Source organism: Dyadobacter sp. (genome assembly GCF_017744695.1).
Taxonomy (GTDB): domain Bacteria; phylum Bacteroidota; class Bacteroidia; order Cytophagales; family Spirosomataceae; genus Dyadobacter.
Genome location: NZ_JAGIAS010000003.1, coordinates 362,509 through 377,255, shown reverse-complemented (window position 1 = coordinate 377,255; position 14,747 = coordinate 362,509). Strand labels below are relative to the sequence as shown.

Here is a 14,747-nt window from a genome sequence, read left to right as displayed (position 1 = left end):
TGATTAGGTGTGGACGGGGCCCCGCCTGGACGAGTCGCGGACGGCTGCATCGCGGACGGCTGCGTCGCGAATGGCCGAGCCGTTGATAGCCGGATCCGTGATGGCGGAATCTCCTCCTTTTTCAGCCTTCAAAATCGATTCCACACCTGCGCGGTAGCCTTCGATGATCAGCCGGGAAATGTCTTCCGAATTGAAGTGCTGCAGGTCTAGGAAGAGCGGTGTCAGCGGCCTTACCACCGTCAGTTTCATGGGCTTGCCCCGCAGGTTTGAACGGTCGACGTACGACTCGGCCCATTGAATATTGTTGTTCACGATCTGGTTCACGGTAATATCCCTGACGCGCTCGATCAAAGTGATCAGGTTGCGCGTGTTAATGCCTTCCGGCTGGTAGAGCAGGGGAGAATGGCAGCCAATGAGGATAATCTCCGTCGCGCCGTCCTCGATGGCCTCGCGTATGGGGGCGACCTCCCGCAAGCCGCCGTCGAGGTAAAGCTGGCCGTTGATCTCCACAGCCGGCATCAGCATGGGTATCGACGAACTGGCATACACAAAATCCACATAATGCGGGTCCTGGGTAGAAACGTATTTCATTTCCCCGGTTTCGATATTCACGGCCCCGGCCTTTACTTTAATGGGTGTATCGCGGAGGTAATCGTCGTTGAGGTGCTTACGGATAAGCTGGTGCAGTGGCGATGGGTCAACAATGCCATCGAAGCGGCTCATGAGCGTGTTCATCCCCAGCATGACCCGGGAGCGCAGCGTAGAAATATCCTGTGGTTGGGTGATATTCTTGATCCAGAATTCGAGCAGCTTGCGGCCTGCGAGTGGCCAGTCTATCTTCTTATTTTCGGCCATTTGCTTGCCGGTTTCATTCGCCAGGAAGGTGGCGTTCAGTGAGCCTACGGAAATTCCGTAGACCATTTCAGGCTCGAAGCCGTTTTCCAGGATTGCCTGGATTACACCTACCTGAAATGCTCCTTTCATGGATCCGCCGCCGAGAACGAGTGCTTTCATATCGACTGGTTTACGTGGTTTAGTTTGTACTTCGGCCTTACGCCGTCGGCTTTCGGGCGTTTCAGGCCGCTTTGCCTTTGTCCAATTCTAAACATTTTCGGTTTAAAATTGATGTAAACAGAAGATTTTATTCCAAATTTGAAGATCAGAGTTCAGAGGGTTAAACGAACATATTCATAATCTCATGCCCCTGTTCGCGTCCTTTTATTATCAGGAGGGACCTTTTAGCCCTCGTACATGAATATGACCCTTTCAATAAAGGATATCCAGGCTCCTATTGCGGATGAAATGAAAGCTTTCGAGCAGAAGTTTCGCCAGTTTATGAAAAGCGAAGTAATGCTTTTGGACCAGATCATGAACTACATCGTGAGGCGGAAGGGCAAACAGCTGCGCCCGATGTTCGTGTTCCTGTCTGCGGGAGTTTGTGGTGATATTGCCGAATCGACGTATCGTGGCGGTGCCATGATCGAGCTGTTGCATACCGCTACCCTCGTGCACGATGACGTGGTGGACGATTCGAATTACCGTCGCGGATTCTTCTCTGTCAATGCATTATGGAAAAACAAGATCGCCGTACTGGTAGGCGATTACCTCCTGTCACGCGGGTTATTGCTTTCGGTCGACCACGAAGAGTTCAAAATCCTGAAAATTGTTTCTACCGCCGTTCGGGAGCTCAGCGAAGGCGAGCTGCTGCAAATCGAAAAGGCGCGCAGGCTGGACATCAATGAGGAGGTTTATTATGAAATTATCCGACAGAAAACCGCTTCGCTGATCGCTTCATGCTGTGCGGTAGGGGCCAGCTCGGTAGGGGCAGCAAAGGAAGTAGTTGAAAAAATGCATGCTTTTGGCGAAAAAGTAGGGATGGCTTTTCAGATCAAAGACGACCTTTTCGACTACGGCGAGGACGAGATCGGCAAGCCACTGGGCATCGACATCAAGGAGAAGAAAATGACACTCCCGCTTATTTATGCCCTCAACCACGCATCCTGGCTCGAAAAACGCCGCATTATCAACATTATCCGTAACGAAAGCCACAAGCCCAACAAGGTGAGCGAGGTAATTGCATTTGTGAAAGAATCGGGCGGATTGCGTTACGCGCAGGAAGTGATGGAACGGTATGTAAAAGAAGCGCTCACGTTACTGAACGAATTCGCCGACTCGCCGCATCGCCGTTCGCTGGAACAGCTGGTTCAATACACGATTGAGCGGAGTAAGTAATGAGTGAATTAATTTTGAATGACCGAATGATTGAATGATTGAATAGTTTATTGATTCAGGTATTTGTATTTCAATCATTCAATCATTCAATCATTCAATCATTCAATCATTCAATCATTCAATCATTAACTTCTGACAGAAAATATATAAGTAAGTATAATAATATAACTAGCTTTTTAGTTATGTTTGTGTGCTCACTTAATGCTTTCTGTCATGAAAATATTTCTCACTATTTTTCTTCTTGCCGCCGGCCTTGGGCTGTCGGCCCAGCCTGTGGTACTCAGCCGCAAAGACACCAATGCAAAGCAGCTCTGGCATAACCTCGACGAGGATTACAAACGCCCCGATGGTACGCTGTTCGAAACGCCGTACAGTCTTCAGAAGGCCTTTCAGGATATTTACGAGGAGATTCTCGACGAAGAGAAATTAAAGGACCTTACTTTTTGGAATACCCTTTACCTCAACACCGATGGCAAGATCGACTATCTCGTATTCGAGGTGAGCAATGTGAATTTCCGGATGGCGGATCGTGAACAGGTTAATCCGGCCCTTGCCGATTCGGTTTCTGCGATCATTAAATCCAGAATTGCACCTCTCCTTACCCGCATTGTTTTTCGCAGGACTGCCGGAAGCAAAGCCATTATTACGGATTTTGTAAGTTTTCAACCGAAAATGCCCAAAGAGCCGCAGGCAAAAAAGGACAGCGTAGTGAATGGAATGGAGGAAGCGCTCGCGACGAAGGATACTTTGAGAGTCAAATCGTTGGGACTAAGCCAGAGTCTGCTCACCGCGATACCGGAGGTGGTATATCGCTTTCCAAATCTCGAACAGTTGTTTTTGGTGGATAATGATATTGAAACCATCGATTTGGATATGTCACGGCTGCCGAAGCTCCGGCACCTCGACCTGAGCAAAAATGTGCTGCGTGAAAACGGCATTACCATTAGTAAAAACAAATCCCTGCAACTGCTCAACGTGCAAAAGAACCTGATCCGCGACATCCCCCGGGCCGCCAGGAATTGCAAAGGACTGGAAACATTGTGGCTGGGGAACAACCAGCTGACAGATCTGACAAATGCCAGTTTCAGTAAATTGAAAAGCGTGAAGGACCTTAACTTTTACAAGGGTGAAGTGGCAGCGCTGCCCAAGGGAATCCGCAAAATGCGCCGGTTGGAAGTCCTGGATTTGTATTATAATAAACTCGAAACCCTGCCGAAATCGATTACGAAGCTGAAAAAGCTAACGCATCTGGCGGTTTCACATAATCAGATCACCGCATTACCGAGCCGCATCGACAGGATGAAAAGCGTGCATACGCTTTACGCCCATCATAATCATCTCAGCAAACTTCCCGAGCGCATTACGCGTATGAAGAAGCTGCGTATCGTGGATTTGGGTTATAACTGGCTGACGACATTCCCGGCGGAACTCGCATCATTTACCAACTTGGAGGAGTTGGATCTTTCTGCGAACAACTTCCCGGAGTTTCCTATACAGCTTTTGCAAATCCGCAAGCTCGACAAACTGCATTTACGCGGCAACCCGTTTTTAGGACAGGATGCCGAGCGTAAATACAGCGAGCAGTTGAGCCAGCTCAAAAAGAAGAATATCGAGGTGTTTTATTAAAGATTCCACCAATAGGTGAATTTCAAAACGATCGCGCGGTTCTTGACCCTGAAATTCTCGGGCAGGTAATTGTCTGTGTACACGATAAAAAGATCGGAAGCTGGCTTGTAGCGCCACTGCAAACGGGCATTCAGGTTGATATTGTCGGCCTGGTTGTTGTATTGCATGAATGTCGTGAAAAACAGGCTGTTGGTAAATGTCACATCTACGCGCGGGCCCACAAGCCAGAGCTGCGTGCGTTTCCAGGGTTCCGGAAGCCGGATGTCGTTATAGTTACCGGCCATGGTGATGGCTACGTAGGGCTGTACGCGATAGCCGAGTTCGGCTTTGAGGTTGTTGCGCTTGCCGTTCTGGTAATAGCCGCCCAGGATACCCGATGCGAGGTAAGTAAAGCGGTTTTGCGGCCCCGAAACAATGTCAAAACCAACGGCTTTCCAGTTGTGTTCGGTACCGGTTGCGAGCGTTGAGCCACCCAGGTTGGTAGGATCGAACGGGCGAAGCAGTCGCACGTAGTTGCTGGAACCCCACAGGGCGATTGTCGCGCGGTTGATGAAGTTGATATTATAGGACAAAATGAACTCGCGGTCGCTCATATCGAACTTTTTGTCCCAATAGGTATTGTCCACAAGTTTAGGTCCGTGGCTGATGATCTTGTTGTGTTTGATAAAAAACAAATAGGCGACATTGGGGCTGATCTTGTAATAACCCATCCGCACCGCATTGGGCACATAACCTACTTCCGCATTGTAATTCTTCCCTACATACTCATGCTGCCACTGCCATATCAGGTTCGCTTTGGTGAATTTCAGGTCGGCGGCATGTGTGAAATCGTCGGAGGATTTACCCGGCGTGAACGATTTCAGGAACATTACTTTTCCGGTCCAGAGGTTTTTGGCGCTCGCCAGGTTAAATTCCGCACCGATGTTCCGATTGTAACGGTTTGTGGCCGAATGCCTTTCCAGCATGTAATTCGTAGCGTCCTTGTTGACGAATATGAACCGCACATTAGAACGCGCCAGCAACTGGCGCTGCAATGCGAACACCGCATAATTGTTGTGGGGCGTCAGTGTGTCATTCGCGCCGGTTTGCACATCGAGCACACCGATACGCCAGTTTTTATTGATTTTCCCGCTCATTCTCGCGCCAAACTGGATCGGTACGCCCAGACCAATGCGCCGCGAGAAGAATGGCCGGATGGTAGCGTACCCGAAATTGGCGAAAAGGTCGGCGTTTTCAAGGAAGAATTGCCGGCGCTCGGGGAAGAATAGTTCGAAACGGTCGAGATTGGTTTGCTGCACGTCCACATCCACCTGCGAGAAATCGGGGTTAACGGTTAAATCCAGGTTGAGCGACGGTGTGAGCCCGATCTTCACATCACCTCCGATCGTAGGCTTGTATTTGGTAGGGAGGTCGTTCTGGTGGTCCTTGGTCATGCGCATCGCTGCGTAGGGGATCACCGAAATGTTCGGGCCGGGCGTAGGTGGAGGCGTGTCCCACACGAGTACGCCCGTGTATGCGAGCGATGCCGACGGAAACTGGCGCGGAACGGGCGCCCAGGACGATTTTTCGGAGATCGTCAGGTCCTGGCGGCTGAAATTGATCCCCCAGCGCGTAATGCCGGGTTTGTAACGGATACTTTTAAACGGAATAGCTGCTTCCCAGACCCATTTGTCGTCTTCGTTCTTCACCGAACTGACCCACTTATTGTCCCAGCTGAGATCGACGGTACCGCCGTCGCCCTGCTGGCCATCCCAGGGCGCGCCTGCCGCATTGGCACCGAATGAAAAGCCGTTGGTCTTATCATCAAACGTGTCCATGAAAAGCAGGAAGTTGTCATTCTTTCCGAATGCAAAATCGCGTTTGAGCGACTCGACGATCAACGAACCATTAACAGGCTTGTAGTTGACGACCAGGATGTAGAGGTTGTGTTTGTCATAACACAGTTTCACGTCCGTCAGCGCCTTGGAGAAGCTCGTGTCCATGGGCGTGATCATGAAAAAGTCTTTGGCAGTTTCGGCTGCCGACCACGCAGGATCGTCCGCTACACCATCGACTTTGATGGGTGAAGTGGCGGAATGGATGTGGTATTGGTAGTTTTCGTTCGGTTTCTGGGCAATACTTTGGAAAATGATGAAACAGAAAATGAAAGGGGTTAGGATAAAGGTACGTAGCACTTGGTCAAGGGATGTTTAGGAATATAAAAGGTTCATGGATACTCAGTTTCTGAACCAGCGGGAGTCTGCATAGAATGTCCCGAATGGTACCAGCGAAGAAAGAAACGACAAAGCGGACTTTTTGAACGACCAGCTTTTTTCTGTGGCAACCTGGATGAGCAGGAGCACAAAAAGGATGAAGAGGACACCGTGAGCCATGCCTGCGACGCGCACGGCCTGCGGAATTCCCGCAAAGTATTTAAGGGGCATTGCGACGCCCAGGAGTACGATAAAAGAAATGCCTTCAAGAAATGCAATGATGCGCAGGCGGCCTAATGCCGATTTGATCAGTTCGGATACCATAGGAAATCAGAATAGCGAAATACAATTTATCGGCAAAGATACACATCAAGCTCCTTGAAACGCAGGAAGTTCGAAAAAGCTTTTGCCCGGAAATATTACATTTTGGGTTTATGTAACTGATAGTTTCAATAAATTTTGTAAAAAGATATTTTTATAAAATTTTATTCTGAATAATATTTGTTTTAAGGCTAATAATTGCATTATTGTTAATATAAGCACCTTATTTCAATATTATGAAACTAATCTACCAAACATGGCTTTTCGTGTTCCTCTCCTGTTATTGTTATGCGCAGGGCCTGAAAGTGACCGGGAAGGTTACCGATGAAAAAGGGGATCCGCTGATTGGCGCTTCCGTTCTGGAAAAGGGCACCGGAAATGGCACGGTTACCGACGGAAGCGGCGCATACAGCCTTACAGTGGGCTATAATAATGCGACGCTCGTAGTAACCTACGTGGGTTACAACAAATTAGAAAGGGAGTTGAACGGCACTGCCAACCAGGATTTTGCGCTTGCCGACGCTACGGTACTGAATCAGGTGACGGTGGTCGGATCACGGAACCTGAATCGTTCTTCGGCCGACACGCCCGCGCCCGTGGATGTGATCGACATCCGCGAGGTAACGACCAAGCAAGGCCAGCTTGATGTGAACCAGCTTTTGCAGTTCGCGGCACCGTCTTTTAACTCCAACCGCCAGACGGGCTCCGACGGAGCCGACCACGTCGATCCAGCCTCGCTGCGCGGGCTGGGGCCAGACCAGACGTTGGTACTGATTAACGGCAAACGCCGGCATCAATCCGCATTGGTGAACCTTTTCGGGTCACGCGGGAGAGGGAATACCGGCACCGACCTGAATGCAATCCCGGCTGCCGCCATCGAGCGTATTGAGATATTGCGTGACGGTGCGGCGGCACAATACGGCTCGGATGCGATTGCGGGAGTGATCAACATTGTTTTGAAGGAAACGACCAACCAGCTGGCGGTGAATGCGAATGCGGGGATGTTCAAGGCGAAATATCGTTTTGATGATAAAAAGTTCGATGGGTTGAACTACAATATCAATGCAAACTACGGGGTGAAAATCGCGAAAAAGGGATTTCTCAACGTGACAGCCGACTACAATTCCCGAGACCATACCAATCGTGCCAACACCGTAACCAGTGAATCGGACCTCGCCAGGCGCCAGTATGGCGACCCGGAAATCCGCAATGCGGCGGTGTACTACAATGCGAAGATACCGGTGGGCAGTAACTTTCAGGTTTACAGCTTCGGTGGGCTCAACGAGCGCAAGGGCGACGCGTACGCATGGACGCGTTTCGCGGACGACGACCGGAATATCCCTTCCATTTACCCGAATGGCTTTGACCCGATCATTACCAGCGAGATCAAGGACCGTTCGGTAGCAGCGGGTATTCGCGGAGTCTGGAAATCGTGGGACATTGATTTGAGCAATACCTATGGTTTCAACAAGTTTCATTTTGGCGTAAAAAACTCACTCAACAGGTCCATCGGAGAGCGCTCGCAGACTTCTTTTGACGCGGGCGGTTTCCAGCTCGCGCAAAATGTGGTCAACCTCAATGTCAGCCGGTATTATAAAACCTTCATGCAAGGCCTGAACGTTGCTTTCGGTGCGGAGTTTCGCAAGGAACGTTACAAAATCTTCGCGGGAGAAGAGGCTTCCTATCGCAACTACGATCCTCAATACGCAGGTGGCTCGCAGGGGTTCCCTGGTTACAGCCCGGCCGATGTGACCAACCGCAGCCGTACGAATGTGGGCGTGTACGTCGACCTGGAAGGAGATGTTACCAAGCAGTTTCTCGTGGATGTCGCAGGCCGTTTCGAACGATATAGTGATTTTGGGAGTACTTTAAATGGCAAGCTGGGCTTGCGCTACAAAGTAACAGATGCATTTGCGCTGCGTGGATCGGTGAGTACCGGTTTCCGTGCGCCGTCGCTGGCCCAGAAATATTTCAATTCGACATTTACCAATTTCGTGAACGGTCAGCCGGTGGAAGTGCTGCTGGCAAATAACAACAGCGCTGTAACGCAGGCATTAGGCATTCCCAAGTTGAAACAGGAAACATCCCTGAACGGCAGTCTCGGGATCACCTTCACGCCGGCAGCAGGGCTTTCGCTAACTGTCGACGGATATTATGTGAAGGTTAAAGACCGCGTGGTACTTACCGGCCAGTTCAGCGATGATGATGAGGATATCGGCGATCTGCTGAAGGCGCTGAGGGTAGGGAAGGCGCAATTCTTTACCAATGCATTGGAATACTCCACAACCAAGGGATTGGACGTGATCGTGGCACATTCGGCGGCGCTGGGCGCGGGAAGGCTTAGCACAACGGTGGCGGCCAACTTCAACTGGATGAAACTGGGGCCGGTCAATACTGTGCCCAAACTGGCCGGTAAGGAGGATATTTATTTCGACGAACGCGAGCGCCATTTCGTGCTCGCATCGGCGCCGCCCTCAAAAATCAATCTTACCTTCGACTACTCCGTGAGCAAGTTCAGCGCAATGCTGCGGTTTATCCGTTTCGGAGAAATCAAGCTGGCGAATTGGGACTATAAGATCGATACATACAGTCCCAAGATCCAGACAGACCTTACTTTGAATTACAAATTCACCAAAAACGTGTCGTTGTCCGTCGGTGGCAGCAATATCCTGAACATTTACCCCAACAAGTTCCAGCCCGCCCTGACCGAATCGGGCGGGGCCTGGGACCCTGTGCAGATGGGAAGTAACGGGGCGTTTTTCTTTACCCGGCTGGGGTTACGGTTCTAAACCGCCAGTATCTCGGCTGCTGCCATTTCGCCGGTGACCACCGCGCCTTCCATGAACCCTTGCCAGTCGGCGAGGTGTTCGCCGGCGAAAGAGGTATGCAGGAAGGGCTTTTGCAGTGCGGGACGGGTGGTGTACCATTGGTTGAGGCCGTACATTGCGTATGCGCCTTGCGAGATCTTATCGGTTCCCCAGTAATAATTGGCTTGCGATTCGATGAGTTTTTGAGCCTTGGGGAAATACGGGTTCAGCGTTTGCCCCAGCATTTGTTTCTTCCATTCGTCGTTTTGTGCGGAAATCAGTTCGGCCTTTTCCCCGATCGAGTAGGATATGAGTACGCCCTTTTGCGACGGTTGGTTTTTGGTGGCGTGGTAAAAGTAGTGCGGTGTCTGGTCGGTAATGAGGTCGAAGCTCTCATCTTTCCAGAAGCGCTTTTTGAACAAAATCGCATTCTTGTTGATCCGGGCATATTGCAGCTCGTTTATGGCCTGTACTTTCTCGGACGGCAACCCTGGTTCCCATTGAATGTTCCGGATGGCAAATGTCGGAATGGCGCAAATGAGCTTGTCGGCTTCGAAAGTCTGGCCGTTTTCACAGGTTACTTTCACCGTATCTTTCTGTTCAATGCGTTTCACGGCATGGCCGGTCAGCACGTGTTCGCTGCCGATTCCTTCCGCAAATTTTCTGGCAAGCATGGTATTTCCCCCCTGCATTTTCAAGTCCATTTCATTCTTTTCGCTGCTTTCCGAGAATGTGGCCAACGCGATGTAAGCCGATACATGCCGGATACTTTCGCCGAAATCCGTGCTGTCGAGCAGTTCCCGGAAGACAAGGTCTTTGCCTTCACAGCCATTGTTGACCAGGTAGCGCCACCAATCGATGCTGTCGAGTTGGACTTTCTGCTTCTCGTCCAGTTTTTTATAGCCTTCGAGCAGGGTCTTCATTTTGGCTTTCCAGTTATCGGAGAAATCCCACGCATTGGCCTTGGTGTATTGGTTCTGGTAAATCAGATGGGTGTCGAACTGATTGTTCAGCAGTGGTATTTTAAACTGGTCGCACAACGCACGCACGCGCTCGTGCGAGTTGCCTACCCATTCAGCGCCGAGCTCTACCACGAGATTTTCCTTTGGATCAATGGTGTGGGAGAATACTCTGCCGCCGATGCGGTTGCGGGCTTCGAGTACGATGACGTCCACATTCCTTTGTTTCAGCGCGTAAGCAGCGGCCAGGCCGGCAAAACCGGCGCCGATCACGAGCACGCGGGTTTGTTTGCCAATGTAAATGTTTCCGAAAGAGCGGGTTGAAATGAGAGAGGCACCTGCGAGCAGGGCGGATTGGCGCAAAAATTCACGCCGGGAGGTCTGTTGCGGCTTGTCCATGATGTAATGAGGTCGATTGAGTACCTCAAATTACTCACCTATATACGCAACTCAAATAAACCTTTAGTGAGAGGCTGGTTTACTTAGTTTCTGGTATTAAAAGAAAACCGGTCCGGCTTTGATGGCCCGGACCGGTTTGTAATGTATTTCAAATGAATCGCTTACGCGGTTTGTACTTTGGGCTTCACTTTCGCCTTAGGCTCCGTCGCTGCGTTTTCCTTGTTTCTCATTTTTACAAAATCCCTGAACCGGCGAATAGTAGCCATTACAAAACCAATTACCAGCACGAACGTACCCAACCATAGGATATTGATCAACGGCTTTTCCGTCGCTTTCATGACGATGAAGTCACGTTGGGTAGTGTTTACACTGAATGTGAACTGGCCCGTTTGCGGATTGATTTCGTTGAATTGAATGCGCATGCCCAGCTCGTCGCTTACTTCCGGCTTGCGTGCCACCATGCGGTCGCGGATCACGAAGGACGGCGTCACCACAAATTCCTTGTCTTTATCGAGCACACGGATGATCGCTTTCACCGCCGCATCGCCCGGGCCGAGCTTGATACCTTCCACTTCTTCGGTACGCACGACGTTGTCGAGGATGGCCACGTAGTCGTTCACGAAGAATGTGTCGCGGAGGTTAATCGTAAAATTCTCACTCTGGCTCCAAACTGGCTCGGCGGTAGGGTTGGTCACCATTGATACGTAGGTGTACAAATCCTTGTCGACTTTACGCTGAATGTCCGGCGATGACACGATTCCGCCCATGCGCGGGTTGATCTGTACGCGCGGGAACAATGTGAATATCTTGCCGGAAGGCTCGCGGTATTCGATCTCGTAATAGAAGTTTTCAGGGAAAATTTCAAGAGTATCACCCTTTTTGTTGTACTTCTGGCCGTTTACCTCGATATCGCGCAAAGCCACGGCGTGAAAGTCACCTTCCACAATATCGACCCAGCTCTTCGGAATGTAACCTGGGATATGGCGTGGCTCCACGCGCACGTCGCGCCAGGTGAGCATGTAATCGCCCATTTTTTCGGGCTTGTTAAGCCACAGGGTAATGTTTTCCTTGTTCTCCTTATTGTCGTTAGCTGTGAATTCCTCGCTACGGGAAATCATCAGACCGGAATTATTGATCGAAACGACTTTGGTGTAGGCCGACGAGAACAAAATACCGATCAGCATCAGTGCCACGCCAATGTGCGTGATGGCACCGCCCGACAGGTTGTAGTTACCACGGATAATGTTCAACAGGATATTGCCATTGGCAACAATCGCGAATATCGAGGTTGTCAGCAATGCGATGTATTGAATGTCGCGGACCTGTTTGAACGTAATCACCGCCGCGCTGATCAGCAATGCGACCAATAGCGGATTGTACAATGCCTGTAATTTGCCTTTGCCGGTTTTTTTCCACCAGAAATACTGGCCAACGCCGGTTAGAATGATGATTAATGCAAAGAACCAAAGCTGGAATTTGTTGTAATGCGCTACCTGGTCGGCAGGTAGTGCCATGTTCAGCACGGTACCGAATGCTTCGGCGATTTTGTTATAAACCGGAATGGAAGTGGTAGCGATGATCTGGAAGCCCGAAAGGCAGAGTACCGTCGCACCGATGAAAATCCAGAATTCCTGCGAGTAGGTCGAAACCTCTTCTTCGTCGCTCGGCAGCGATTTCCAGCGGTAAACCAGCAAGCCGATCGAAACGATCATAAAAGTGAAAAGGTAAATCAGCAACTGACCGGAAAGGCCCAGGTCGGTGAACGAGTGTACGGATGCATTCCCCAGTACGCCGGACCGTGTCATGAATGTCGAATAAAGGACGAGTATGAAGGTCGCAATCGTGAGAATGAACGACGTTTTCAATGCGGTTGCATTCCTTCTGCCGATGATCATCACGTGCACGGCCGCGACTAATACCAGCCAGGGTACAAACGACGAGTTTTCAACAGGGTCCCAGTTCCAGTAGCTACCGAAGTTGAGCGTTTCGTAAGCCCAGTAAGCACCCATGAGAATACCCACACCCAAAACCAGCGCTGAGAACAGCGACCATGGCAATGCAGGCCGTATCCAGTCCTGAATGCGTTTGGTCCAAAGACCTGCGATCGCAAATGAGAACGGAATGAGTGTACTCGCAAAGCCGAGGAACAGGGTAGGAGGGTGGATTACCATCCAGTAGTTCTGCAACAAGGGGTTAAGGCCGTTACCGTCTTTCGGGATGAAATTCGGATCCATTTTGTACACCGGCAGATCGGGCATGACCTCTTTGAGCAAAAGGAACGGCGTTGAACCGATTTTAAGATCGAGGCCTGGGATTACCACACCGAGGATCATCGAGGTGAGGAATGCCTGCACCAATGCAAAAACGGTCATTACGGGAGCTTCCCACGAGCGGTTGGTGAAGATCAGCGTCGCACCGAGCACCACGTTCCAGAAGATCCAGAGCAGGAAGCTACCTTCCTGGTCCTGCCAGAAGCTGGAAATCGTGTACCCCGTCGGGAGGGATAGCGAGGAGTTTTTCCACGCGTAATGGTATTCGAAATAGTGGTTACCAATGATCCAGTAAAGCGAGAACACCACACCGATCACCGCGGCCAGGTGGACCCAGAAAACGCCGCGCGCAAACCGTTTCCAGGTTTGCGTCTCTTCTACGGTACCGCCCGCGATACCCGCCTTAAAATAAGCGAAGGTCGCCAGAATGGCCGTTACAAACGCGACTATAACCAGCAGGTGCCCTGCACTTCCGATCGTACTGTGAATCATGATTGTTTTGCAGTATGTTCCGTGGTTTCCATTTTACCGTTTTCGTATTTCGACGGGCATTTCATGAGGATTTTTTCGGCCGAAAACGAGCCGTCATGCATTTTGCCGACTACTACGACTTGTTCGGATTTGTCGAAATCCTGCGGTTTGGTGTTTTTGTAGACCACTTTCTGTTCCACATTGTTGTTGTCTACCAATGTGAAAACGAACAGGTTAGGGTCGATTTCCGGGCGGTATTCCATTTCCAGGATCTGGCCTGCGGCATCTTTTTTGAGCTTGCCTACTACGTGAATGCTCTCATTGTCGCCATCCGCAGCCATTTCTTTGGCTTTGGTAAAATCGACATAAGTACTTGCATCGCCGGCAGTTGAAACGATAATACCAATTGCAACCGCGATGATCACTAATCCGAATATCTGTATCTTTTTCATAGGGGCTTACTTGATATTGAGGTCTTTTTCAATCTTTTTCAACTTAAAGTCAATGCGAAGCATGTTGATCGCGATACCCGAGAAAATAACGGCTACTACGGCCACTACGACCCAGATTTTGCCGTCTTCACGAAGCTTGTCGGCCATTGCTACGGAGGTGTCGCCCGCCTGCGCGAACAGGTTGCCGGAGATCGCCAGCAACGTCAGGAGGATGAGGGAAATTCTTTTCATTGTATATATGAATGGACTAAACCTTAACGAAATTTTACTTTGAAACGTTTGTAAATGGCCCAAATCAGGCCAAAATGCTTCCTATTTGCCTGCTTTGATCGACTCTTCCTCGTGGAACCGTCGGATGCGCTTGATGCGAATTCGCAGCTCGGCAACCCAAAGGCCGAGGAGAATATAGCCGATTACGGCAGGGTATAACACCTTTCGTATGTCGTTGTCGATATCGTAAGAACCAAATGTGCTGTTACCGCCGCTTCCGGGATGCAAAGAATCCGTCAGACGCGGGAGAATGTAGATGATCGGAATGAAGACTGCGAAGGCGAATATGTTGTAAACCGAAGAGATCCGCGCGCGGCGTTGCTCGTCTTCGAAAGAACTTCTTAATAACAGATATGCCATATAAATAAGGATGCCTACCGCGGCGCCGTTCAGCTTTGGATCGTTCGGCCAGGGATCCCCCCAGGTAAAATTAGCCCAAACCGAGCCTGTAAGACACCCCAGCACACCGAAGAAGATACCTGATTTGGCAATCTCGCTGGCAATATCGTCATCTCCGATCCTTCCTTTGCTGAGGTAGCGAATCGAGTATATCATGGATGTGAAAAGCAATATGGTCATTGCGAACCATAGCGCTACGTGAAAGTAGGTGTTTCTAATACTTTCATTAATAATTGGAAGGCGTGGGACGGGACCGATAAAACCCCAGATGATCACATAGAAGATGATCACAATGCAGAGGATTTTCCACCAGATCTTTCTCATTTTAGACTAATACTTTAAAAGTTGT

General features: G+C 50.1%; 11 protein-coding genes. 3 read left to right on the top strand and 8 right to left on the bottom strand.

Going from position 1 to position 14,747, the window contains the following annotated elements; translation table 11 throughout:
• Positions 1-3 precede the first annotated feature (3 nt).
• On the bottom strand, positions 4-1,014 hold the full coding sequence (locus tag J7619_RS13670) for a patatin-like phospholipase family protein (protein ID WP_291199077.1): 1,011 nt from the start codon (positions 1,012-1,014) through the stop codon (positions 4-6).
• Between the two features lie 243 nt (positions 1,015-1,257).
• Here J7619_RS13670 and J7619_RS13665 point away from each other — a divergent pair, with 243 nt between their 5' ends.
• Complete coding sequence (locus tag J7619_RS13665; protein ID WP_291199075.1) at positions 1,258-2,232, top strand: polyprenyl synthetase family protein; 975 nt, start codon at positions 1,258-1,260, stop codon at positions 2,230-2,232.
• 213 nt (positions 2,233-2,445) lie between these two features.
• On the top strand, positions 2,446-3,858 hold the full coding sequence (locus tag J7619_RS13660; RefSeq protein WP_291199073.1) for a leucine-rich repeat domain-containing protein: 1,413 nt from the start codon (positions 2,446-2,448) through the stop codon (positions 3,856-3,858).
• Here J7619_RS13660 and J7619_RS13655 read toward each other — a convergent pair.
• Both J7619_RS13655 and J7619_RS13650 read right to left on the bottom strand, forming a co-directional pair.
• The gene (locus tag J7619_RS13655; RefSeq protein WP_291199071.1) at positions 3,855-6,032 is read right to left on the bottom strand and encodes a DUF5916 domain-containing protein; all 2,178 of its coding nucleotides are present in this window, start codon (positions 6,030-6,032) and stop codon (positions 3,855-3,857) included. The two genes, J7619_RS13660 and J7619_RS13655, sit on opposite strands and share 4 nt — an antisense overlap.
• 42 nt (positions 6,033-6,074) lie before the next feature.
• Complete coding sequence (locus tag J7619_RS13650; RefSeq protein WP_291199069.1) at positions 6,075-6,374, bottom strand: DUF3817 domain-containing protein; 300 nt, start codon at positions 6,372-6,374, stop codon at positions 6,075-6,077.
• A 233-nt stretch (positions 6,375-6,607) separates the two neighbouring features.
• Here J7619_RS13650 and J7619_RS13645 point away from each other — a divergent pair, with 233 nt between their 5' ends.
• Entirely contained in the window at positions 6,608-9,160 is a 2,553-nt protein-coding gene (locus J7619_RS13645; RefSeq protein WP_291199067.1) for a TonB-dependent receptor, read from the top strand.
• Here J7619_RS13645 and J7619_RS13640 read toward each other — a convergent pair.
• The 5 genes from J7619_RS13640 to ccsA (J7619_RS13620) all read right to left on the bottom strand — a co-directional run bounded on the left by J7619_RS13640 (position 9,157) and on the right by ccsA (J7619_RS13620) (position 14,722).
• Positions 9,157-10,536: an NAD(P)/FAD-dependent oxidoreductase gene (locus J7619_RS13640; protein WP_291199065.1), complete on the bottom strand. Its 1,380-nt coding sequence runs from the start codon at positions 10,534-10,536 to the stop codon at positions 9,157-9,159. The two genes, J7619_RS13645 and J7619_RS13640, sit on opposite strands and share 4 nt — an antisense overlap.
• 161 nt (positions 10,537-10,697) lie before the next feature.
• Entirely contained in the window at positions 10,698-13,298 is a 2,601-nt protein-coding gene (gene ccsA / locus J7619_RS13635; protein WP_291199063.1) for a cytochrome c biogenesis protein CcsA, read from the bottom strand.
• Positions 13,295-13,729 carry a cytochrome c maturation protein CcmE gene (locus J7619_RS13630; protein ID WP_291199061.1) on the bottom strand — a complete coding sequence of 145 codons (435 nt, stop codon included), beginning with the start codon at positions 13,727-13,729 and terminating at the stop codon, positions 13,295-13,297. Before J7619_RS13630 ends, ccsA (J7619_RS13635) begins: the two co-directional genes overlap by 4 nt.
• Positions 13,730-13,735: 6 nt before the next feature.
• Positions 13,736-13,960, bottom strand: coding sequence for a CcmD family protein (locus J7619_RS13625; protein WP_291199059.1), 225 nt, complete (start codon positions 13,958-13,960; stop codon positions 13,736-13,738).
• Positions 13,961-14,041: 81 nt separating this feature from the next.
• Positions 14,042-14,722 carry a cytochrome c biogenesis protein CcsA gene (ccsA, locus tag J7619_RS13620; protein WP_291199057.1) on the bottom strand — a complete coding sequence of 227 codons (681 nt, stop codon included), beginning with the start codon at positions 14,720-14,722 and terminating at the stop codon, positions 14,042-14,044.
• Positions 14,723-14,747 lie beyond the last annotated feature (25 nt).

What these genes read in the sequence shown, in the direction of transcription:
- J7619_RS13670 (WP_291199077.1), bottom strand. Translation starts at nt 1,014, where the DNA reads ATGAAAGCACTCGTTCTCGGCGGCGGATCCATGAAAGGAGCATTTCAG.
- J7619_RS13665 (WP_291199075.1), top strand. Translation starts at nt 1,258, where the DNA reads ATGACCCTTTCAATAAAGGATATCCAGGCTCCTATTGCGGATGAAATG.
- J7619_RS13660 (WP_291199073.1), top strand. Translation starts at nt 2,446, where the DNA reads ATGAAAATATTTCTCACTATTTTTCTTCTTGCCGCCGGCCTTGGGCTG.
- J7619_RS13650 (WP_291199069.1), bottom strand. Translation starts at nt 6,374, where the DNA reads ATGGTATCCGAACTGATCAAATCGGCATTAGGCCGCCTGCGCATCATT.
- J7619_RS13645 (WP_291199067.1), top strand. Translation starts at nt 6,608, where the DNA reads ATGAAACTAATCTACCAAACATGGCTTTTCGTGTTCCTCTCCTGTTAT.
- J7619_RS13640 (WP_291199065.1), bottom strand. Translation starts at nt 10,536, where the DNA reads ATGGACAAGCCGCAACAGACCTCCCGGCGTGAATTTTTGCGCCAATCC.
- ccsA (WP_291199063.1), bottom strand. Translation starts at nt 13,298, where the DNA reads ATGATTCACAGTACGATCGGAAGTGCAGGGCACCTGCTGGTTATAGTC.
- J7619_RS13630 (WP_291199061.1), bottom strand. Translation starts at nt 13,729, where the DNA reads ATGAAAAAGATACAGATATTCGGATTAGTGATCATCGCGGTTGCAATT.
- J7619_RS13625 (WP_291199059.1), bottom strand. Translation starts at nt 13,960, where the DNA reads ATGAAAAGAATTTCCCTCATCCTCCTGACGTTGCTGGCGATCTCCGGC.
- ccsA (WP_291199057.1), bottom strand. Translation starts at nt 14,722, where the DNA reads ATGAGAAAGATCTGGTGGAAAATCCTCTGCATTGTGATCATCTTCTAT.